Consider the following 21,994-nt stretch of genomic DNA (forward strand, 5'->3'; position numbering starts at 1 on the left):
GCTTAATCCCTCAGTGATGCATTTAGTTCAGTTTTTAATGTATCAACAACCCGATTAACAACTTCTGTTATATCTTTTTCTTCAAGGGTTTTCTCAACGTCTTGCAAGGTCATTGCAATCGCTAAACTCTTAAAGCCAGGTTCGATACCTTTGCCTGTGTATACATCGAACAAGTTTAGATCAACTAAATTATTTCCGCCAACCTTTTCAATGAGTTGTAACACATTATTTGCTTCAACTTGTTCTTCAACCACAACCGCGATGTCGCGACGGTTGGCTGGGAAGCGAGAAATATCGCGAGCTTCAGGTACATTTAAGGTTAGAACAGCGTCTAACAATAATTCAAACACTAACGTACGGCCGTTTAATCCTAATTTTCTTTCTAATTCAGGATGTAAGGTACCAAGGTAACCAACTAGCTCGCCATCTTTGTGAACTGCCGCTGTTTGACCTGGGTGTAATGCATCAATTTCTGCTTTTGAAAATTCAAACTCAGCGCCTTTACCAGTCACGGCTAACATAGCTTCAACATCACCTTTGATATCGAAGAAATCAGCGGCTGCTTTGGCTAAGTTCCAGTGCTCTTGGTTTTGTGAGCCTGAAATTACACCCGCAATCATTTGCTGCTGGCGTACACCGTTTTCTGCACTTTCGTCAGGAATAAAACGAAGACCGGTTTCAAACAAACGAACACGACCTTGCTGACGGTTTTGGTTGTACGTCACCGCTTGTAATAAACCTGTCCATAGGCTTAGGCGCATCACCGACATTTCAGATGAAATTGGGTGTGGTAAGGTCATCACTTCTTTATTCGGGTGCAATAACGCTTGCACTTTCGGGTCAACAAAGCTGTAGGTAATCGCTTCTTGGTAACCACGGTTAATCAACGCTTGGCGCAGTTTAGTTAAACCTAACTTACCTTCGCTGTGCTTGCGCATTGAAAGTGACGCTTGCGGGGCAACATTTGGAATGTTGTTGTAACCAAAAATACGCGCCACTTCTTCAATTAAATCAACTTCAATTGAAATATCAAAACGGTAACCCGGTACAGTCACTTCCCAAACATCGTTAGCAAAAGCAACCGTAAAACCTAAGCGAGTTAGAATTTCAGACACTTTGTCGTCTTCAATGTGTAAACCAATACGCTGATCTAATTTCGCACGGCGAAGGCTTACTTGGCGCGGCTGAGGAATGTGCTCGTCAGATTTTGCTTCTACGATTGGGCCAGCTTCACCGCCAACGATCTCAAGTAGTAACTGAGTAGCACGCTCCATCGCATCACGTTGAAGTGCTGGATCAACACCACGCTCGTAACGGTGAGATGCATCTGTGTGCAAACCGTATTGACGTGCTTTACCTAGGATCGCTAATGGTGCAAAGAAGGCACTTTCTAAGAAAATATCTTTGCTGCCTTCGGCAACGCCAGAGTGAAGACCACCGAAGATACCTGCCATCGCTAACGACTTGCCGTCTTTACCTTCAGAACCAGTATCAGCGATAACTAATGTTTCTTCCGAAAGCGTCACTTCGTTTTCGTCTAATAAAACGAATTTTTCTTCTTTGTTCGCAAATCGTACATCAATTGCGCCGTCGATTTTTGCTAAATCGAAAGCGTGCATTGGGTGGCCTAACTCAAGTAATACGTAGTTAGTGACATCAACCACAGGATCGATTGAACGCACACCACAGCGACGAAGCTTTTCTACCATCCAAAGCGGTGTTGTTGCGCCAAGGTTAATACCTTTAATTACGCGACCTAAGTAGCGCGGGCACGCAGCTGGTGCTGATAATTTAATTTCGCGGGTATCTTCAATCGTCGCAGGTACTGGCTCAATCGCAGGTTCAGTAACAGCTAAGCTGTTAAGTACGCCTACTTCACGCGCTAAACCTTTAATGCCTAAACAGTCACCACGGTTAGCGGTTAAATCAACATCAATCGTGTTGTCGTTTAAGTCTAAGTAATCACGAATATCTGTGCCGATTGGCGCATCAGCTGGTAATTCAATAATACCTTCGGCGCTTTCTGCCATGCCTAGTTCAGACTCTGAACACAGCATACCGAATGACGGTTGACCGCGAAGTTTCGCTTTCTTAATTTTGAAGTTGCCCGGTAGCACAGCGCCCACCATAGCAACAGCCACTTTAAGACCTAAGCGACAGTTTTTCGCGCCACAAACGATATCTAATAATTCGCCGTCTGTGCTGGCATCACCAACGTTAATTTTGGTGACTTGCAGTTTGTCTGCATCTGGGTGTTGACCACATTCAACCACTTCACCAACAACAACGCCAGAGAACTCACCAGCAACTGGGTCAACGCCGTCAACTTCAAGGCCAGCCATTGTAATTTGGTGCGCTAACTCGTCAGAAGTACTCTCTGGGTTAACCCACTCTCTTAACCAAGATTCACTAAATTTCATTATCGCTCGCCTTACTTAAACTGTTTTAATAATCGAAGATCGTTTTCAAAGAATGAACGCAAATCGTTCACGCCGTAGCGCAACATGGTTAAACGCTCAACACCCATACCAAAGGCGAAACCGGTGTATTCTTCTGGATCGATACCCACTGATTTAAGTACGTTCGGGTGAACCATGCCACAACCTAGTACTTCTAACCATTTGCCGTTTTTACCCATCACATCCACTTCTGCTGAAGGCTCAGTGAACGGGAAGTAAGAAGGACGGAAACGAATTTCTAAGTCTTCTTCAAAGAAGTTATGTAAAAAGTCGTGCAAAATACCTTTTAGGTGCGTAAAGCTCACGTCTTTATCTACCAATAGACCTTCGACTTGGTGGAACATTGGCGTATGTGTTTGGTCGTAATCGTTACGGTATACACGACCCGGCGAGATAATGCGCAACGGTGGCTTTTCCGCTTCCATAGTACGAATTTGTACACCAGAAGTTTGCGTACGTAATACCAACTTAGGATTAAAGTAGAAGGTATCGTGATCTTGACGTGCAGGGTGATGCTCAGGAATATTTAACGCATCAAAGTTATGGAAATCATCTTCCACTTCTGGACCCGCTTTTACTTCAAAGCCTAACTCACTGAAAAATGACTCAATACGCTCAATTGTGCGCGTAACTGGGTGTAAGCCACCAATCTCGTTAGTGTTACCTGGCAAGGTTACGTCAATTGATTCAGCCGCTAATTTTGCTTTGATTTCTTCTGCGCGCAGTAACTCACCACGTTCAGTTAATAGCTTTTGTACTTGCTGCTTAGCTTGGTTGATTACTTGGCCTGCTTTTGGCTTTTCTTCTTTAGGTAGTTGGCCTAAGCCTTTCATCTTTTCGGTAAACACACCTTTTTTACCTAGGTAGCTTACGCGCACGTCATCTAACGCAGCAGGTGTAGACGCCGCAGCGATCTCTTGCTCTGCTTGCAAAATTATATCGTCTAAGTTCATGATTTCCTCTAAAGCGAATAGCTTAAGTTAGACTGGATTCTGTTTTCAAAAATGGTGAATGATTCTACATAAAAAGCGAGTAGAAATGTAGAGCTAATATTGGCTTAGCGCTAATTTTATTGGATTTTTGATGGTGTTTTATTTAAGAAGTAAAAGATAAAGTGTATTAAGTGAATTTGATGGATAATAAAGAAAGAGCCTAGCGATTTATAACTATCGATGTGGCCTTGTCATTTTTCTCTAGATATTAAGTTAAATTAGGACTTAGTTTCGGTAATTAACACTAATGTTGAAAAATAAATTTCCAGTAAGCAATACAAAGCGATTAGGTATGACTTTTCAACGAAAGCTTTCCGCGCTAAATATAAGCCAATAAGAACTAAAATAAATAAAACAAACAAGTTATTACCCTACTACTTCTAAATTCATAATTCTTGGTGCTTTGTTAAAACTAAATTTATAACAATTTCAGTTTGGAGCTGTCGTTGTCCATTTTAGTGGACACAATCCAATTAATGAAGCCCCCCAAATCAGCACGTTTGATATTGATCTGTCCAACACTTAATGGAGTAAGTAACCATTTGTTTAACCAAAGGTTATGAAATTGTTAAATAAAGGAAAGGACACTCTTGTTTCATAGCTTCAGTTTTAAACAATCCATGATTACAATTAATGTTGGATAATTAACGGAATAAATTGATGAACAAATTTCAACAACTAACACTAGCGCAAAAGTTGTATACGGGCTTTGGAGTTGTTTTAACGCTTATTGCGGTAGTAGGTGTCATCTCCTACTTTGCCCTGCAAAATGCAACAGAAGGGTTTACTGGCTATCGTGAAATGGCCAGAGATACGAACTTATCGGGTCGAGTCCAAGCCAATATGTTAATGGTAAGGATGAATGTTAAAGACTTTATTATTACTAACTCAGATAGAGATAAGCAGCAGTTCGAAGAATATTGGCAAAAGACTCAAAGCTTTATGCAAGAGGCGCAGCGAGAAATCAATCAGCCAAATAGAGCCAGAGCAATTGACGAGGTTGATAATAGTTTAACGCTTTATCATGACAGCTTTGAGCAGGTCGTTTCTCTTATTGGAGAGCGTCATCAATTAGTGAAGCAGGTACTTGATGTTAAGGGGCCTGAAGCAGAGCAAAACCTAACTAAGATACTTAAATCGGCTAGAGAAGATGGTGATATGGTCGCTGCCTACGGTGCATCCTTGGCGACCCGAAGCTTACTACTAGCACGTTTGTATGCGGGTAAGTTTCTAAACACTAATGAATTATCCGACGTAGATAGGGTTAAAAGTGAATTTACCGACCTAAACAAAGAGCTAGAGATTTTAGATTCGGAGTTGCAAAACCCTATACGAAGGGAACTGTTAGCAAATACCCAGAAGCTAACCGCTGAATATTACGAAACTTTTCTAAAAGTTGTTGATATCATTCTTCAACGCAACAGCATTATCACCAATAGCTTAGATAAGATAGGGCCTGAAGTAGCCAGAAAAGTTGAAGACGTAAAACTAGATATTAAGTCGGTGCAGGACACTTTAGGGCCTGAACTGGTTGCTGCGAATGAAAACTCTATTCTATTAATCGAAGTCATTGTTGTTATTTCAATCATTATTGGCATATTTGCTTCAATTATCGTTACCAAGCTGATTCTGAATCAGATGGGCGGTGAACCTAAAGAAGTCATTTCTGTGGCTCAACGAGTTGCCGACGGAGAGCTAGATCTTAATTTACCAAAAAACAATTCGGCACCTGACAGCCTGTATTCAGCCATAATCACTATGGTAGAGCGATTGAGAGACAAAGCTCAATTAGCTGCTAAGATTGCAGAAGGCGATTTATCGAAGAATATCAATTTATCGTCAAGCAAAGATAATCTTGGCCAGTCTCTACAAACCATGACAGAACAACTGCACGACGTCATCTCTCAAGTTCAAACCTCTAGCGCCAACATTAGCTCAGCCAGTAATGTGGTGTTGAAAAACAGTGATGACCTAGCGTTAGGAATGACTAATCAAGCAACATCGCTGGAACAAATATCCTCGTCTTTAGAGGAGCTTTCAACGCAAACCAATTTAAATGCGACTAATGCTGAAAAGGCGACTGAACTAGCCAATAACGCAAAGCAATTTGCACAAACTGGCCGAGACAAGATGCAGCAAATGACAGAAGCGATGTTCGAAATAGACTCAGCAGGTCAAAGTATTTCTAACTTTATTAACACAATTGATGAAATTGCCGCTCAAACAAATTTGCTGGCGCTAAACGCTGCTATTGAGGCAGCAAGAGCTGGTGAGCAAGGTCGTGGCTTCGCCGTTGTTGCCGACGAAGTAAGAGGATTAGCAGCAAGAAGCACACAAGCTGCAGAGGAAACCAAAAAGCTAGTTGCTATGTCTACAGCGAAAACCGCAACAGGTAATCAAATTGCAGAGCAAACATCAAATGCGTTGCAACAGATTTATAGCCAAATAAACGAAACTGCGTCACTTATGTCAGATATTTCTAATGCAAATAACGAGCAAGCTCAAGGAGTGAACTTTATTAATCAAGGTGTGGCTGAAATAGACAAAGTAATCCAGCAATCTGTTGATATTTCAACCTTGAATGCCAAGGAAACAAATAACTTAACAAGCTCAGCAAACGAGCTAAGAGTTATGTTAGAAAGATTCAAACTGTAGACTCTCTTACTAGGGCAACTCGATCAAGTAAAGTCGATAGGTTCAGAATCTAGTTTGATAGCGACCCCTAACAAGAGCTAAATACCTCTGGAGCCGGCAAGGTAATGTCGGCTCCAGAATTCATCTGTGATAACTTTTTTAATGCACATACTCTGAACAAATTTATATAACCCATTCAATAAGAGAGGTTATTTTTCACTGCTTCAATTGCAAGGCACCCTGTTCCCTATTCGGATGAGTTTGTTCTAAATTTGGTACATTAATGCAATCTTTCCGGTTGATGGAAGTGATACCCTTGATACATATCCACGCCAAATTCTTTAACCTTATCTAACACCTGTTCGTTGGCAACGTATTCCGCCACTACTTTAATATCCAGTGAGTGACAGAAGTTCACTATGGTATTCACAATCACTTGGTGCTTTTGATTCGTCGCTATCTGCTTTATTAGTGAACCATCGATTTTAATAATATCGACGGGTAAGCGAGTTAAGTACTCAAAGTTAGAGTAGCCTGAGCCAAAGTCGTCAATCGCAATCTGGCATTGGTGCGCTTTAAGCTTGACGAGGAAATCTGCAAACTTTTGATCGTCCAACTCGTAGTTTTCAGACTCAACAAGCTCAATGATCACGTTTTTGCCGAGTTGGTATTTGTCTAGCAATGAAAGTATTAAATTTGCGGTAAATCGATCGGAGATATCCGCTTTTGATAAGTTCAGCGAAAAGCGTTGCTGCTTGCTGGCAAAATATTCAAACGCTTTTTCAATCACCACACGTGACAGGCTTGGGTAAACTTTTGAACGTTTGGCATAACCTAAAAATTCAATTGGCGAGACATAATGCTGCTTGTCTGGATCAAAATAGCGCATAAGTACTTCGGTGGAGTAATAGTCGTGTTGCTGGTTCACTATTTTCTGACCAAAAATGACAATACCATTACCTGCAACTGCTGACTTTAAGCGATTTGTCCAATCAATGGTGGATAACAAGCGACTGTGAATGTTGCTACCTTGTGTGAAAACAGAAAGCTTCTGGTTCAATTCGTCACCACCCACTAACGCCATCCGTGCGCGGCTGAGCAAGTCGGCATCTGGCATCCATTGCGCTAACCCAATATAAAAAGATAGCGAGAATAAGTTGTTAGCCGTTTCTATGTCTCGTTCTTCAAGCTCATTCTGCCACTCTAAGCAAAAACGAATAAAGTCGTTAAACGGTATAGAATTAGGTATCAATACAGCAAAAGAGCGACCTGAATGACGATATAGCGTTGCTTCAACTGGCAATAAGCTAGCTAGTTGAGAGGCAACACGCGCAAACACCCGATAATACTCTTTAATATCATAAGCGTTTTGGATCACTTCTAAGTCAGGAATATCAATAATGGCAATATGACATTGCAGCTCACTGCTCATGTCGCTGAGTAAAGTAGAGTAGTTTTTTGCTTTGGTAATTGGGTCAATAGTTTGTTGTTCAATGACTAACTTTTGTTTGGTAAACTCAGTAACATCTTGTCTAATCGCGATATATTCAGCGATACGACCACTATCGTTAAATATCGGTGCTATAGTGCTTTTCACCAAATAAGTGTCACCATTTCTCTTACGGTTTTTGATCACTCCTTGCCAAATTTTACCGCGCGCTATGGTGCGCCATAAATCTTTAAATACCGCGGCGTCCATATCGGGATGGCGAATAATATTGTGACTTTGACCAATTAGTTCACGCTCATGGTAGCCTGAGGTTTCACAAAAATTTTTGTTGACGTAAGTAATAATGCCCTTAGTGTTAGTTTTTGACACGATCGAAGAGGCATCAATCACCTTTTTATGTTCATGTAATAGCTGGATATAGGGATTCACCAAATCGAGCTGTTCACGATAGTCATTATCAATCTGATATAGCTGAGTGCCCTCTTCTTCGGTTGATTGTGAGTCGTTATCACTTTGCATTTTTACAACATCACGAATTGTCGCGTGAATATAACTGCTATCTCCATGCGAAATTTTTACAATGGTGACTTCAACCCAATGCAGAAGTTGCTGCATGTCTCGGTGTAACCACAAGAACCGCTGCTTACCATGTTGGTAGCAGGCCATAATTTTTTGCCAACCTTTTTCAAGTGAAAGTAGCCCGTCAGGCTGATAGGTTGGCGATAAATCCCAGGGTCGCTTAGTTAAACACTCGCGCCGGTTAGCAAATTTAAAGAAATCCAAAGCCGCCTGATTACAGTCAATCACGTCTTCGCCACGCAATATCAACATAGGATCTATAGCATCAGACAATAATTCAGGGAAACGACTACTTAATACAACTTCATTCATCGAACTTCTCGAACTTAGGGAATAACTTAACTTTTATTACTAAAAAATGTACCAAAAAAACGCACTAAAAAAGCGCCTTACAAACGTTAATTCAAAAACTGGCCAACTAAGCGCTGTTGGTCACTAATTCGATGCAACAGGCTCAGGTTCAATTGGCAGGCGCTCTTGCTATGTTCATCAGTATCAGACGACATTGCAGAAATTGATTGCAAATTATGACTAATTTGCTCAGCCACTACTGCTTGCTGCTCAACATTGACAGAAATATCGACACTGTGTGTGGAAAGCCGATGAACTTCATTATTAATGTCGGTTAAGGCTTGTTTTGTGGCTGTCGCCAACTCAACACAAGTCGCAGAAAGCTCGCCACCTTCATTCATTTCTTTAATGGCTCCAGCAGATTCAGTTTTGATTTGGCCAAGTAAGCTGTTGATCTCTTCCGTAGAAGACTGTGTGCGAATGGCTAGTGCTCGAACCTCTTCGGCGACGACAGAAAAACCTCTACCCTGTTCACCGGCACGTGCAGCTTCGATCGCTGCGTTTAACGCGAGTAGATTAGTTTGATCTGCAATACCACTAATTTCAGTTAGTACCGTTTCGATCGAATTGGTACCGGTAATCAATCTTTCTATCGTGCCGCCAACACATGACAAGTGTTGTGACAATGCATCGATTGCGCCGAGCATATCCGTAACGGTAGATTGGCTAAGCTGCGAAAGTTGCATACCTTGCTCACTTGCCTGCGCACCTTGTTTAACCGTAGTTGAAATATCGTTTATGGTGTTGGAAAGCTCTTTTATCGCTTGCGAAACTTGCGATGTTTCACGGTTTTGCTCACTACAAGCCGTTGATGCTTGTTGACCTAGTTGATGGCAATCATTTGCGGTTTCGGTAACCTGAGTAGAGACATCACAAACACGCCCTACCACAGCATTTAGTTCAGCTTTACGCATTTTTAACGCCAAAATCACAGAGCCTATGTCATCAGTTGTGCCGGCGTATAAATAATTCATCAGTGGGTTGTCGTACACTTCTTTGGTCGCTTTGACCATGGCGCGGTATTTTATTCGCCAGTAAGAAAACACTCCTAATGTTGTAGTCACAATTATCATCAACGGTAGCATCGCTGCAGTAAGTTGTGGGAAAAAGAAAGGTAATGTAAGTAAGTAGATTAGTATTAACGGCAGTAGCCATTGCACCCAGCGTGTGGCATCGGTGCAGAATTTCAATTTGGTTGGCAACTTATCTTGGTTGAGCTGTTGATAGGTTTTGCTCGCTCGTTCGACAACCTGTGGATCAGGTTGGGTACGTACCGATTGGTATTCAACAATTTTGCCTTGCTGGTCTTTAATCGGCGTAACAAAGGCATTTACCCAGTAGTAGTCACCATTTTTACAGCGATTTTTAACTGGTCCCATCCATGATTCGCCATTTTCTATATACTGCCACATATTGGCAAACGCCGCTTTGGGCATCTCACTATGGCGAACGATATTGTGTGGTTGATTAGCTAATTCATCTTCAGTAAATCCCGCTATATCGCAAAACTTTTGGTTCGCATAAGTGATATGGCTTGCGGTATCCGTAACTGATATAAGTACGTCATCATGGGCTAACTTTACTTCTCGTGACATCCTTTCAACTGCCATTAAATAATGTAGAAGTGATGCGCTAGCTTGTAAATTTATCTGACAATCGTCAAATCGCTGCCAATGTGTCAACTACAACTTGACACCTTACAGTCTGAGCAATGAAAACCCTTACATTTTATGCTAAAAAGCCAAAGCAGGTTGACGCAGATCAAGATTGGTGACCAGTAGCCGAGTATCATAAAAGTAAGCAAAAGTACTAGCCTGAAGTTTATGGCACATAAGTTTTCTTCCCGACTGAAAAAGTTGTTGGCAGAGCGCAACATCTCGATTTCGCAGTTATCTCGGCTCACCAACATTAGCCGACAATCAATTTACAAATGGTTTGCTACCGACAACATCAGCTCGCACTCTCTAACCAAACTCGCCCGCAGTTTAGCGGTTGATGAAGACTGGCTACGATATGGCACGAAAGGTTTTACTACACGAGAACAAAGTGTAAATTCAGGTAAAAATGCCTTTATTAAAGTGCTAGATAATCATGCGTTTAATGATACCAAGCAGCACCTTACAGAACTTGATGTGCTAATTGGCGCCTATCACTTCAGCACAGGGAAAATAAGTTGCTATAACACAAGCACTATTTTGAACCCAGCAGCGGGCCCTGTAGATAGTTTCGAAGACTTAACCAGTCATATCTGTGTTCAACAATTAAAACGCATCAAACTAAACGCACTTAAGCTGCTAACCCAGTTGCGTATTGATTCATTTCACATAAGCACAGTGCATAATCCCCATATTTACCAATGCACACTAATGCCCATTGTTAATCAAACACAGTTGCTAGAGGGGATTTCTTTTAGTGTCACTAAAGTGTTCACTGAACATGAAAAGCTTTCTAAATGTCTAAAAGCAAAATGTGATAAGTGTATTAATGAGTTGCGTAAAGAAGTTGCTAATACTTAATAATTAATTACATCCAATTCCAAAGCGTAAAAATATCGTAGCGCTACAAAGTTAAGCGCGCATCACCAATTTCATGCTAAAATGCACGTTTACCCTTTTCATGAGATTAACGAGTGACTAATAACGATATTCTGCGCCGACTGCGTTTTACCTATAACTTCACAGACAAGCAGATTTGCGACATCTTTGCACTGGCAGATGTTGGTGTGACCACCGAGCAAGTAGTCAACTGGTTAAGAAAAGATGACGATAAAGATCAAGTTAACCTGTCAGATCAAAAGTTAGCAGGTTTCCTAAATGGCTGGATAGTTAAAAATCGCGGTAAAAAAGATGGGCAAACGCCAATCAACGAAAAACAGCTTAGCAATAATTTAATTTTAACTAAGATAAAAATTGCCTTATCACTGAAAGCTGAAGATATATTAGCCTTACTAAAATCGGTTGATTTTAATTTAGGTAAAGCTGAACTAAGTGCATTTTTTAGAAAGCCTGATCACAAGCATTTTCGTCAATGTAAAGATCAAATATTGCGTAACTTGTTAACGGCAATCCAGCAAAAACAGCGACCAATCAGAAACTCTGCTGTCGCTGACCACCAGGATGGCTCAGCAAACACCCAACCTAATAAGCATGCTGGCAAGCCCAAAAGTGCTGTTACCAATAAAAAAAGTAAAACTGACAAATTTGCGAAACAAGGCGCGCGACCAAACAAAAGTAAAGTTTATGTGAATCCAAATGCCAGTAATCAACGCGATGACAGCATGAAGTCAGATGAGCGCAAAACATTGAAACTTAAACCAGAGCAAATCTGGGGACAAAAAGATAAGTAAGCACAAGGCAAATTCATGACCGACTATACCTTTTCCCTGCAATCGCCAGAGATTAAAACAAATTTTGAATGGCAGCTTTATCAAGAGCTAAATGTATTAGATGGCGATCAACTTATTGCCAAAGTTGAATTAGAGTTACTAACCATCAACAAACATCGCAATGCGCTACAAAGCTGTGAAGCACTTGAAGAACTAGGTGCCACAGATTGGGAGCTGCCATTAAACTTATTTTTTAAAGGGCACAATGTAAAAGCTGACCTTGGCGAGCAACTTTCAGTAAAACAAGAAAGTAAAAAGGCAACCCAGCACATTATGCTAGAGGCGATTAGCGTTTTGCCAGCATACCAAGGTAAAGGTTTAGCTAAAGCGATCCTAAATTACCTTGCAAACGAATATTCAAAAGCCCAGTCGATTTGGTTAATGGCAATGCCAATGCACTTTTTTATCGACCCAGAAGAATGTGAGTTGGCTGAAGATAAAGCTTACTATCAAGCCATGAAGTTGACTGAGCAAACCGCAACAAGTTCAGAAATTTCGGTCTACTTCCAAAAACAAGGCTTTCAATCACTCAGTATTGATGAAAACTTATTGGCCGAGCCTTTACCCTATGAGATTTTGGTCACGTCACCTAAGTTACTAGCTGATAACGAATAAAACTGGCCTTATACCAATTTGATTAATTATTTAGCCTCTCAGAATGACACAAGCAGTATTAGAACAAACGAAATTTATGACGATATAGCCGTTCTACATCAAGTGAATTTTGTGCAGTTATCATGCTGCTTATGCATTCCCAAGGGCGAGTTTTAAAGGCTCATATACTGCGTTATACCGTTTGACAAGGGAATAACCATTCTCTACACGTCAAGCCTTGTCTATGAGCCTTTAAATTCTCGCTGAGTGATCAAATAATTATTCAATTTGGTATTAAATAGCAACTAGTAACCTCCAGCTAAAACATGCGATTTAAAAAAGCCATCATCGATAAGAATCGATGATGGCTTTTTTAATATATTGCTAACTATCTTAGCTTATTAGCTATTGCGAAACGATAATTAGAAGTCTTCCCACTCATTAACTACAGGCTTGCGTAAACGCGCTGCCGGCTTAGGGCGTGGGCTGAAATCTTTAGCGCGAGTCACTTCAGGTTTTAATACTGGGCTCTGTAAAGCCTCATCAGTTTCGAAATTTGATACTTGCTCAAGTAAGTCTTGCGCTTTCTCTTCCATCGAACGACTAGCCGCCGTCGCTTCTTCAACTAATGCAGCATTTTGCTGTGTCATCGAATCCATTTGCGAAACCGCATTGCTCACTTCGCTGATGCCAACCGCTTGCTCGCGACTTGCGGAGTCAATATCCGAAATCATAGTAACCACTTCTTGTACCGCGCCGATAACATCGCTAAATGTCTTGCCTGTATCATCAACAAGCTTGCTACCTTGATTAACTGCATCAACACTGTCGTTAATCAAACCTTTGATTTCTTTCGCCGCAGACGCACTGCGCTGTGCTAAGTTACGAACTTCACTTGCAACAACCGCAAAACCACGACCTTGCTCACCAGCACGTGCTGCTTCAACTGCGGCGTTTAGTGCAAGTAGGTTGGTTTGGAATGCAATTTCATCAATAACACCGATGATGTCAGAGATTTTCTTACTCGACTTTTCAATAGCCTGCATCGCAGCAATCGCATTGTTAACCACGTCGCCACCATCACTGGCTTTACTCATCGCCGCAGTAGAAAGCTTGGTCGCTTCCGTTGCGTTATTGGCATTTTGCTGAACCGTAGAAGTCAGTTCTTCCATAGCTGAGGCAGTTTCTTCAAGGCTTGCTGCTTGAGATTCAGTACGTTGACTTAACTCACTGTTGCCAACAGCTAACTCACGCGAAGAGTGGAACACATGATCAGCAGCATCGCGAATCGTGCTCATCATATCGTTTAAGTTATCCAGCAAGGAATTCATCGAATCACCTAACACGCTGAATTCTTCACCTAGATCAGCGTCAATACGGTTGGTTAAATCCCCTTCCGATAACGACATAATGCTGTCTTTGATTTCTGATATCGCTTGTTTGCGCTGCGTAATATCAGTGGCGTACTTAACCACTTTAAATGGCTTACCGTTCATATCTAAAATTGGGTTATATGAAGCTTGAATCCAAACTTCTTTACCAAACTTACCTAAACGACGGTATTCACCTGAGTCGAACTGACCTTGGCCTAGTTTTTGCCAAAATTGCTGATATTCAGCACTGCCGGCAACTTCTGGCTCTGCAAACATGCTGTGATGTTTACCTTTCACTTCAGCCAGGGTGTAGCCCATGGTCATTAAAAAGTTTTCATTGGCATCAATAATGGTACCGTCTAATTCAAACTCAATCACCGCTTGTGATTTACCAATAGCGTCAATCTGGCCTGAGAAATTAGCAGACTCTAATTTTTGTGTCGTGATATCTGAAGCATACTTAACCACTTTAAATGGCTTGCCTTCCATATCTAATATTGGGTTGTAGGAAGCCTGAATCCAAACTTCTTTCCCATTTTTACCGACACGTCGGTATTCACCCGCTTCAAATTCACCGCGGCCTAGTTTTTCCCAAAACAGCTTGTACTCTAGGCTGTTAGCGTACTCAGGATCAGCAAAGATACTATGATGCTTACCTTGTACTTCGACTAAAGTATAACCCATGGCATTAAGGAAGTTATCATTCGCCGTGATAATGGTGCCATCCATATTAAATTCAATTACCGCTTGAGATTTACTGATAGCATCAATTTGACCTTGAAAGTTCGCCGCCGCTATTTTTTGCTCGGTGATGTCAGTTGCAAATTTTACAACACCTGTGGCTTCGCCTTCTTCGTTGAAAATTGGATTGTACGATGCTTGGATCCAAACTGGCTGACCATCTTTACCAATACGTTTGAACTCACCGGTGACAAATTCGCCTTGGTTTAACTGCTGCCAAAATGCTGCGTATTCCGCGGTATTCGCATAGCCAGCTTCTGCAAACATGCTATGGTGCTTGCCTACAACTTCTTCCAATGTGTAACCCATTGCGTTGAGAAAATTATCATTGGCGGTCACGATTGTGCCGTCTAATGTAAATTCAATAACGGCCTGTACCTTATTTAATGCATCAACTTTTGCGATCATTTGTTGATAGTCGTGATCTGGGGTACTAGCGGTTTTCGTTGCCATAACTGGAAATTCCTTTGTCTTAATTTGAAGGACACTTAGATGGAGAAACTAGTCTAAATTTGAGTTTCTCGCAATCTGAAATACATTTGTTAGGTATAAAGGTAGTTGTAATGATTAGATTATTCTTAATATTACCTTAGGATTTAACGGGGCGCATACAAATGTGTGTCGTTTATGTATTTTTCAATAATTACCTAGATACTTAATGAATACTCTCTAATTGGTAAACATCGTTATATACAAAGTTATATAAATAGTTCTGTGCTAAATCATATTAACTATTACATATTAGCTTCACTAACGGGCAAGCCCAGCAAATTTTAGTAACGATTACAGATGCTTTATTTGCTGAGTTCGCCGATTAACCTCGCAGAAATAATAACTGCCTATTCAACTAATTGGTACTGAGTTTTCAATATTTTAATGATCTCAGCTTTAGGATTGTCGCTTAACACGATTTTTTCACCGGTAATTTTCTCGGCAATATCGGTATAAGTTTTTGACACTTGCATGAGTACGTCGGCAGGTAACTCATTATCTCGCGCCAATGCTTCACGCTCTACCATTCGGTCTTTATTTAAGAGAATGTCTGGATCTGGGAAATGACTAAGCAATAGTTGGCGGAAACCTTCTTTTGAATTCTCCACCACTTTACCAGCGCGATATTGTTCACCGTCCCAAATACGAGAAGAATCTGGTGTGCCCACTTCATCCATGTAAATTAACTTGTCGTTACCGGCTTTGTCTTTGACGTAACCAAATTCAAATTTGGTATCAACAAAAATTTGGTCAAGCTTGCCAAGCGCGTCTGAGATTACATCAAAGCCCTGCGTTAACAGCTTTTCGTACAAAGCGATATCATCGACCGACTTAAAGTTGAAGGCTTGGAAGTTATCGACAATATTTTTACGGGTAATGTTAACGTCATCTGCTTCTGGTACATCAGGGATCCCTTTCAAAATACCTTTTGTTGATGGCGTTTGTAACAACTCTGGTAACTTGCTGTCTTTGCTTAAGCCTTCTGGTAATTCAATACCACAAAAATCACGCTCGCCTTTTTCGTAGGCACGCCACATAGAGCCGGTAATGTATTGACGGCAGATCGCTTCAATCATCACTGGTTGTGCTTTTTGTACGATCCATACAAATGGGTGAGGAATATCAAGAATGTGACTATCAGCCAAGCCTTGCTCTTTAAACAGCTTAAACCAATGGTTTGAAACCGCATTGAGCGCTGCACCTTTACCTGGCACACCACGCATGCCACCCTCACCTGTCCAAATACAGTCAAAGGCTGAAATGCGGTCGCTGATCACCATTATGGCTAATGGTGTGTCGGCGGGAACGTCGTATCCTTTCTCGATGATTAAACGACGACTGTCGGCTTCAGTTAACCAATAAACGCTACGAACTTTACCACTGTGAACAGGTTTATCAGTGCGGATGGGTAAATCATCATTTACCGCCAAAACTTGATCAGCAAGACTCATGCTTATACTTTCCTTTAAAGAATCTATTAGTCTGATTTCAATCGATGAAAACACATTAATAATTTCTTTAGGCTTTTGTTAACTAATAAATGTTAGCTAATAAAAAAGGACGCTAGTGCGTCCTTTTTTGTGTTTCAACTATTCAAATAGTCAAGCTTAAGCAGCTAATGCCGCGTTTGCTTTTTCTACTAGTACAGTGAAAGCAGCTTTATCGTATACAGCGATGTCTGCTAAGATCTTACGATCGATCTCGATAGAAGCTTTCTTAAGACCGTTGATGAAACGGCTGTAAGATAAACCATTTTGACGAGATGCAGCGTTGATACGAGCAATCCAAAGTTGACGGAATTGACGCTTACGTTGACGACGGTCACGGTATGCGTATTGGCCAGCTTTAGTTACTGCTTGGAAAGCAACGCGATAAACGCGACTACGAGCACCGTAGTAACCTTTAGCTTGCTTTAAAACTTTTTTATGAGAACGGCGTGCTACAACACCACGTTTTACTCTTGCCATTGTCTAAGTTCTCCTATTAAGCGTGACGTAACATTTTCTTAACTGACTTGATGTCAGAAGCGGCAACTAGGCATTTAGCACGTAAGTGACGCTTAACTTTGGTACGGCGCTTAGTCAGGATGTGACGAAGACCAGCTTGCTTGAATTTATAGCCGTTAGCTGTAGGCTTAAAGCGCTTTGCAGCACCTTTGTTAGTTTTCATTTTAGGCATGAAAAATACTCCGCATTTCTGCCATTAATATTAAGCTATCAAGGCGAGAGTGCTTATTGCGCTCTACTTGCAGGCCTTAATAACCAGCTTCAAGATAATAGTGGTGAGCAATCCAATTATAAAAATAAGCGGATTAACTACTTGTAGACCAAACTACTAACGTTTGATTGGTGCGAGAACCATAATCATCTGACGACCTTCTGCCTTTTTAGGGAAGAATTCTACAGATGCTATGTCTTGTAAATCCGCTTTAACACGGTTTAAAAGCTCGATACCAATGTCTTGGTGGGCCATTTCACGACCGCGGAAACGTACTGTTACCTTAGCCTTGTCACCACCTTCTAAAAAGCGCTTCAGGTTGCGTAGTTTGACCTGATAGTCGCCTTCATCTGTACCAGGACGGAATTTAATTTCCTTAACCTGAATTTGTTTCTGCTTTTTACGCTGTTCTTTTTGCTCTTTGGCTTTTTCGTAAAGGAACTTACCGTAATCCATTACACGACACACAGGCGGTTTTGCCGTTGGGCTGATTTCTACTAAATCAACACCTGCTTGCTCCGCTAAGTTCATCGCTTCGTTTAACGTTACGATACCAGCTGCTTCGCCGTCATAACCAATTAAGCGAACTTCGTTTCCAGGAATACCTGTAATTAACTCATTTAAACGATGTGCCGGCTCTTTTTGACCGCCTCTTTGACCACCTTTAATAGCCTGTTCCTCCAAAGAACTAAAAATAATCAGGCATGGTTTTGCATTCATGCCTGGATAAAATAACGTGTTGTGTCCGTTTTAACTTTACTTGCTAATCACTATGATTAGGTTCTGTCGCTAACTTCTTGTGTTAGCTTAGCAATAAAGTCGTCAACCGACATTTTTCCTAAATCTTCACCACCGCGTGTACGAACAGCAATTTCGCCATTTTCCATCTCTTTGTCACCAACGACTAAAAGATATGGAACACGCTTCAAAGTGTGCTCGCGGATTTTAAAGCCTATCTTCTCATTTCTCAAGTCAACTTTGGCTCTAAATCCACTTTCTTTCAGTTTTTTCACAACATTTTCACAATATTCACCTTGTTTGTCGGTGATATTCATCACGGTTGCCTGAATTGGTGATAACCAAGTTGGGAATTTACCTGAGTATTCTTCGATTAAAATACCGATGAAACGCTCTAATGAACCTAAGATTGCACGGTGGATCATAACTGGTACATGACGCTCGCCATCTTCACCAATGTAAGACGCATCTAAACGACCTGGCAGTGCAAAGTCTAGCTGCACCGTACCACATTGCCAGTTACGGCCTAAACAATCGAGTAAAGTGAACTCAATTTTCGGACCGTAGAATGCACCTTCACCTGGTAAGTACTCAAATGGGATGTCTAAAGACTTAAGCGCGTTGGCTAAACCTTCTTCGGCTTTATCCCAAATTTCGTCAGCGCCGATACGCTTTTCTGGACGCGTCGAAAGTTTTACGAGAATGTCTTCAAAACCAAAGGTTTTGTATACATCGTAAACCATTTCAATACACTTAGTAACTTCTGCTTGTACTTGATCTTCAGTACAGAAAATGTGGGCGTCATCTTGGGTGAAACCACGCACACGCATTAAGCCGTGTAATGCACCTGATGGCTCGTTACGGTGACAACAACCAAACTCTGCCATACGCAGCGGTAAATCACGGTATGACTTCAGACCTTGGTTGAAAATTTGCACGTGACCTGGGCAGTTCATTGGCTTAATCGCATATTCACGCTTTTCAGATTCTGTCGTGAACATGTTTTCTGCGTATTTGTCCCAGTGACCTGAGCGCTCCCATAACTGACGATCCATCATTAATGGACCTTTTACTTCGTCGTAATCGTACTCGTGTAACTTTTGGCGAACGAATTTTTCAAGCTCAGTATAAATAGTCCAGCCATCGTTGTGCCAGAACACCATGCCCGGCGCTTCGGTTTGCCAGTGGAATAAGTCTAATGCTTTACCAATTTTACGATGATCGCGCTTTTCAGCTTCGGCCAAGCGTTGCAAGTAAGCTTTTAATTGCTTCTTATCTGCCCATGCGGTGCCGTAGATACGCTGTAGCATTTTGTTTTCTGAATCACCACGCCAGTAGGCACCAGCAACATTCATCAGTTTAAAGTGATGACAGTGCTTCATGTTTGGTACGTGTGGGCCACGACACATGTCGATGTATTCTTCGTGGTGGTATAAGCCTGGACGATCATCTTTCTCGATGTTTTCGTCTAAGATTTCCATCTTGTAGCTTTCGCCACGCGCTTCAAAGGTGTCGCGTGCTTCTTGCCAAGAAACAGTTTTCTTCACAACCGCGTAGTTAGTTTTAGCAAGCTCAAGCATGCGCTTTTCTAACTTAGCTAAATCATCATCGTTTAATGCTTGCTCTAAATCGATGTCATAGTAAAAACCGTTGTCGATTGTTGGACCAATCGCCATTTTTACATCAGGGAATAATTGCTTGATCGCGTGACCTAACAAATGAGCACAAGAGTGGCGAATAATCTCCAGACCATCTTCATCTTTCGCAGTGATCAACTGTAGTTGGCAATCTTCGGTGATCATTTCGCACGCATCTACGCGCTCACCATTAATGCGACCCGCTAGTGTCGCTTTTGCTAAACCAGGACCAATGTCTAATGCAACATCCATTACAGATACTGGATTATCGAAAGAACGTTGACTTCCGTCTGGGAGAGTAATTACAGGCATGAAATTTCCTTACACAGTGGCGACGCACACGTAGCGCCGCTTGTTAATTTAAATAAAAGTATGATTAGCCATCAGAAATAGCACTATCGTTTCGAATTACCTTTTCGAACCTAAAACACGCAAAATATGGTCTAATACAAATGAGCTCGGAAGAATAGAAAAATTAAGCGGATATTTCAATGGCAAACAGGCGTTTTTCAAAGCTTTTTCATCATTTCGTTAAAATAACGTTTCCACTGCTTTTATCAATTGTTGCAAACCCTCTTATTCTTGGTAAAAGTTACGCGAATGCTGGTGTAGAAAAAGTTGAAAATAAGAGCACAGCTACACATTGGCAATTAGTGCGAACAAGCGACGCTATTAAAGTCTATACAGCTAAGCCTGCAAAGTTTCAAAAGCAAAACGAAAACAAGCACCTTGCTCATATTAGAGCCGAGCTTACCGTTCGATCTTCCCTTTCCGGTTTTTTATTGTTTTTACAAGATTACGACAATATTCCCAATTGGCTGGATAATGCATACCATAGTGAATTGATCAGCCAGGAATCGCCAACCCGTAATATTTTCATCACCTACTTTGAAGGCATTTGGCCAGTTAAGCCCCGAGATATGGTGATAGACACAGAGTTTACACAACAGCCGGATCTTAGCATCAATATTGATGTGAAAGATGCAAGCAATGAAATACCGCTATCAAACGACATTGTTAGGGTTAGCGTATTGCACGCTAACTGGCTCATCAAACCAATTGAGCGACTTGGTTATATTCATATTGCCTACGAATTTAGTGTTGATCCAAATGGTGCCATTCCAGTTTGGCTGGTTAATCAAATGACAGTGAATTCCGTATGGCAAACCATGCGAAACATTGAACAACAGTTACCCGCATCTCAATGGCAACAATTTCATATCAATTCAATTAAAGAGCAAGCAGTTCAAATTTCTCCAACACCGTAAGTAAGGATGCTGGTAAAACGCCACTATTTAATAGTTTTTTGTTGGCAAGCACATACTGCAACTTGTTCTATACTAAGCAATTATTGGTATTTAATATTCTATTAACTATGTGGCACAGCGTAGAGTCTGCGATTACTAAAAGCACAGGAAAGGCGTTTAGTATTGAAAGTAAATCCCCTATTTCTGGCGGCGATATCAACTTAACATTTCACATTAGTGGTAAAGACCAAAACTACTTCGTTAAGGTGAACAACAAAACTGCATACGATAACTTTGCGCAAGAGTGGTATTCGCTTGACCAATTGGCCAGCCTTTCTGACGTTAAATCACCCAAGCCTATTGCGATTGGTAGCACACTAGATAAAAGTTTTCTGGTGCTTGAATATCTAGCATTAACCAGTGGCAGCGATAGCCAGTGGTTTCAAATCGGTCAGCAACTTGCCTTAATGCACCAAGTATGCACCCATGGCGAATTTGGTTGGCAACACGACAACTACCTTGGTCATACTCGACAACCCAATAAATGGCAGAAGAATTGGAGTGTATTTTTTGCAGAGCAACGTATTGGTTGGCAATTAGCCTTGTTAGAAGAAAAATCAATTTTGCTGGGCGATATTGACTACATTTGTGCGCATTGCCAAAAGTTGCTCGCTCACCATCACCCACAACCTAGCTTACTTCACGGCGATTTATGGCAAGGTAACGTAAGTTTCACTGAATTACAGGGCGTTATTTATGACCCTGCGTGTTACTACGGTGATCGCGAAGCTGATATTGCCATGACCGAATTATTTGGTTTGTTTCCGACAAGTTTTTATCAAGGCTACCAAGCAACATATCCATTATCGAAAAGTTATGCCAAACGAAAACTGCTTTATAACTTTTACCATGTACTTAACCACGCCAATATGTTCGGTGGTATCTACATTGACCAGTCAAAGGCTAATTTACAGCGTATTTTATCAACGCCAAGTTAGCCACGACCATTCGTTAAAAATTCACGTCAAACGCCTATAAACCAGTATTCTACTGCTTTTCAGAGACTTAGCTGTAGCTAGCAGAATCACATATTTTGGTCATACTT

At 41.2% G+C, this 21,994-nt stretch carries 16 protein-coding genes; 6 read left to right on the forward strand and 10 right to left on the reverse strand.

Features of this window, described 5'->3' with window-relative positions; genetic code table 11:
• Positions 1-2 precede the first annotated feature (2 nt).
• Positions 3-2,420 carry a phenylalanine--tRNA ligase subunit beta gene (gene pheT / locus ACSLUR_RS13870; protein ID WP_448555487.1) on the reverse strand — a complete coding sequence of 806 codons (2,418 nt, stop codon included), beginning with the start codon at positions 2,418-2,420 and terminating at the stop codon, positions 3-5.
• Positions 2,421-2,431: 11 nt separating this feature from the next.
• Positions 2,432-3,412: a phenylalanine--tRNA ligase subunit alpha gene (pheS, locus tag ACSLUR_RS13875; RefSeq protein ID WP_116013328.1), complete on the reverse strand. Its 981-nt coding sequence runs from the start codon at positions 3,410-3,412 to the stop codon at positions 2,432-2,434.
• Positions 3,413-4,111: 699 nt separating this feature from the next.
• On the opposite strand from pheS, the gene ACSLUR_RS13880 reads away from it, so the two are divergent.
• The gene (locus tag ACSLUR_RS13880; protein ID WP_448555489.1) at positions 4,112-6,106 is read left to right on the forward strand and encodes a HAMP domain-containing methyl-accepting chemotaxis protein; all 1,995 of its coding nucleotides are present in this window, start codon (positions 4,112-4,114) and stop codon (positions 6,104-6,106) included.
• A 259-nt stretch (positions 6,107-6,365) separates the two neighbouring features.
• Here the strand turns inward: ACSLUR_RS13880 and ACSLUR_RS13885 are convergent, their stop codons facing one another.
• Positions 6,366-8,426: an EAL domain-containing protein gene (locus ACSLUR_RS13885; protein ID WP_448555491.1), complete on the reverse strand. Its 2,061-nt coding sequence runs from the start codon at positions 8,424-8,426 to the stop codon at positions 6,366-6,368.
• 86 nt (positions 8,427-8,512) lie between these two features.
• On the reverse strand, positions 8,513-10,060 hold the full coding sequence (locus ACSLUR_RS13890) for a methyl-accepting chemotaxis protein (protein ID WP_448555493.1): 1,548 nt from the start codon (positions 10,058-10,060) through the stop codon (positions 8,513-8,515).
• A 228-nt stretch (positions 10,061-10,288) separates the two neighbouring features.
• Here ACSLUR_RS13890 and ACSLUR_RS13895 point away from each other — a divergent pair, with 228 nt between their 5' ends.
• The 3 genes from ACSLUR_RS13895 (at position 10,289) to ACSLUR_RS13905 (ending at position 12,465) form a co-directional block, all read left to right on the forward strand.
• Entirely contained in the window at positions 10,289-10,981 is a 693-nt protein-coding gene (locus ACSLUR_RS13895) for a helix-turn-helix domain-containing protein (RefSeq protein ID WP_448555495.1), read from the forward strand.
• Between the two features lie 113 nt (positions 10,982-11,094).
• On the forward strand, positions 11,095-11,811 hold the full coding sequence (locus tag ACSLUR_RS13900; protein ID WP_448555497.1) for a YehS family protein: 717 nt from the start codon (positions 11,095-11,097) through the stop codon (positions 11,809-11,811).
• 15 nt (positions 11,812-11,826) lie between these two features.
• Complete coding sequence (locus ACSLUR_RS13905) at positions 11,827-12,465, forward strand: GNAT family N-acetyltransferase (protein WP_448555499.1); 639 nt, start codon at positions 11,827-11,829, stop codon at positions 12,463-12,465.
• Positions 12,466-12,866: 401 nt separating this feature from the next.
• Here ACSLUR_RS13905 and ACSLUR_RS13910 read toward each other — a convergent pair whose 3' ends face one another.
• The 6 genes from ACSLUR_RS13910 to thrS form a co-directional block, all read right to left on the reverse strand.
• A complete protein-coding gene (locus ACSLUR_RS13910) occupies positions 12,867-15,011 on the reverse strand; it encodes a methyl-accepting chemotaxis protein (RefSeq protein ID WP_448555501.1) in 2,145 nt (714 codons plus the stop codon).
• A 386-nt stretch (positions 15,012-15,397) separates the two neighbouring features.
• Entirely contained in the window at positions 15,398-16,501 is a 1,104-nt protein-coding gene (locus ACSLUR_RS13915) for a phosphoribosylaminoimidazolesuccinocarboxamide synthase (protein ID WP_448555503.1), read from the reverse strand.
• A gap of 156 nt (positions 16,502-16,657) precedes the next feature.
• Entirely contained in the window at positions 16,658-17,017 is a 360-nt protein-coding gene (gene rplT / locus ACSLUR_RS13920) for a 50S ribosomal protein L20 (RefSeq protein ID WP_116000136.1), read from the reverse strand.
• Positions 17,018-17,033: 16 nt separating this feature from the next.
• The gene (rpmI, locus tag ACSLUR_RS13925; protein WP_116000135.1) at positions 17,034-17,228 is read right to left on the reverse strand and encodes a 50S ribosomal protein L35; all 195 of its coding nucleotides are present in this window, start codon (positions 17,226-17,228) and stop codon (positions 17,034-17,036) included.
• A gap of 156 nt (positions 17,229-17,384) precedes the next feature.
• On the reverse strand, positions 17,385-17,951 hold the full coding sequence (infC, locus tag ACSLUR_RS13930; protein ID WP_448555605.1) for a translation initiation factor IF-3: 567 nt from the start codon (positions 17,949-17,951) through the stop codon (positions 17,385-17,387).
• Between the two features lie 92 nt (positions 17,952-18,043).
• Complete coding sequence (thrS, locus tag ACSLUR_RS13935; protein ID WP_448555506.1) at positions 18,044-19,954, reverse strand: threonine--tRNA ligase; 1,911 nt, start codon at positions 19,952-19,954, stop codon at positions 18,044-18,046.
• Between the two features lie 179 nt (positions 19,955-20,133).
• Here thrS and ACSLUR_RS13940 point away from each other — a divergent pair, with 179 nt between their 5' ends.
• Positions 20,134-20,910 (forward strand): START domain-containing protein, encoded by a 777-nt coding sequence (locus tag ACSLUR_RS13940; RefSeq protein ID WP_448555508.1) that lies wholly within the window; start codon positions 20,134-20,136, stop codon positions 20,908-20,910.
• A gap of 107 nt (positions 20,911-21,017) precedes the next feature.
• The gene (locus ACSLUR_RS13945) at positions 21,018-21,887 is read left to right on the forward strand and encodes a fructosamine kinase family protein (RefSeq protein ID WP_448555510.1); all 870 of its coding nucleotides are present in this window, start codon (positions 21,018-21,020) and stop codon (positions 21,885-21,887) included.
• The last annotated feature ends 107 nt before the right edge of the window (positions 21,888-21,994 follow it).

Source organism: Thalassotalea montiporae (genome assembly GCF_053485855.1).